Annotated in this window: 1 protein-coding gene; it reads right to left on the reverse strand. The window is 63.8% G+C overall.

The features are described 5' to 3' along the window. Positions 1–1,485 (reverse strand): autotransporter-associated beta strand repeat-containing protein (locus ACLJQJ_RS16595; RefSeq protein WP_410967693.1); only part of this gene is annotated, 1,485 nt, incomplete at both ends.

Consider the following 1,485-nt stretch of genomic DNA (forward strand, 5'->3'; position numbering starts at 1 on the left):
GAGCCGCCGCTGTAGCTGTTGGCGCCTGAGAGCGTCAGCACGTCGTCGCCGGATTTGACCACCTGACCGCTGCCGCTGATGGCGTTGTCGAACGTGCCGCCGGTGTTCAGCTCCAGCGTGGCGTCGTCGGTGACGTCGCCGCTGCCTAGCGCGTCAACGTTAGTGGCGACCAGCGTGCCGCCGCTGATGGTGGTGCCGCCGGTATAGGTGTTTTCCGCATTCAGGATCAGCGTGCCTGCGCCCTGTTTGATCAGCGATGTGCCGTCCCAGCCGGTGGCGCTGTCGGGATCGAGCGTGGCGTCAACGTTTTCCAGCACCGTGTTGACCGCAAAACTGCCGTCGGCATTGGTCAGGTTAAACGTGCCGTGGGCGTCGGTGACGGCGTCGTCGCGGTCGGCATACCATGTCAGGGCGGTGGTCAGTTCGTACTGCTTGCCCGTGTCATCAATGCGGCCATCGACGGTGATAAAGTCGGCCAGATCGGCGTCCATTCCGGCGACGGTAAGCTTTTCGAAATCGCCCGCAATGGTTTTGTCTGACGCGATCAGGGTGAAGGTATCCAGATCGTCCGTGCTGGCGGGATCGCTGTCCAGCACATCGCCGACGCCGGTGATGTCCAGCGTACCGGCCAGCGAGACCTGAGAAGCGGCGTGGATAACAGGATCGACGGTGTTGCTGTTCAGGTTGATGGTCAGCGTGCTATCGCTTTTTTGCGTCAGCGTGGTCGCCTGTAGCGTGCTGCCTGCGCCGATTTCGGTGTTGCCGCCGCTTTCGGTGGTGAGATCCGTTACCGTAAACTGGCCGCTGGCGTCCAGCAACAGGCTGGCGCGGTTGTCGATAGCGCCCGTACCCAGCGCGTTGACGTTAGTGGCAATCAGCGTGCCGCCGCTGATGGTGGTGCCGCCGGTGTAAGAATTGGCGCCGGAAAGCGTGAGCGTCTTGTCGCCGGATTTCACCACCTGCCCGCTGCCGCTGATGGCGTTGTCGAAATCGCCGCCGGTGTTCAACTCCAGCGTGGCGTTGTTGGTGACGTCGCCAGTCCCCAGCGCCTCAACGTTGTTGGCGACCAGCGTGCCGCCGCTGATGGTGGTGCCGCCGGTGTAAGAATTGGCGCCGGAAAGCGTGAGCGTCTCGTCGCCGGATTTCACGACCTGGCCGCTGCCGCTGATGGCGTTGTCAAAATCGCCGCCGGTATTCATCTCCAGCGTGGCGTTGTCGGTAACGTCGCCGCTGCCCAGCGCGTCAACGTTGCTGGCGACCAGCGTGCCGCCGCTGATAAGGGTGCCGCCGGTGTAGCTGTTGTTGCCAGAAAGCGTGAGCGCGTCGTCGCCGGATTTCACCACCTGGCCGCTGCCGCTGATGACGTTGTCGAACGTGCCGCCGGTGTTCAGCTCCAGCGTGGCGTTGTCGGTGACGTCGCCGCTGCCCAGCGCCTCAACGTTGGTGGCGACCAGCGTGCCGCCGCTGATGGTGGTGCCGCCGGTA

Origin of the sequence: Salmonella sp. SAL04202, assembly GCF_046550775.1 — a bacterium.
GTDB classification, from domain to species: domain Bacteria; phylum Pseudomonadota; class Gammaproteobacteria; order Enterobacterales; family Enterobacteriaceae; genus Salmonella; species Salmonella enterica.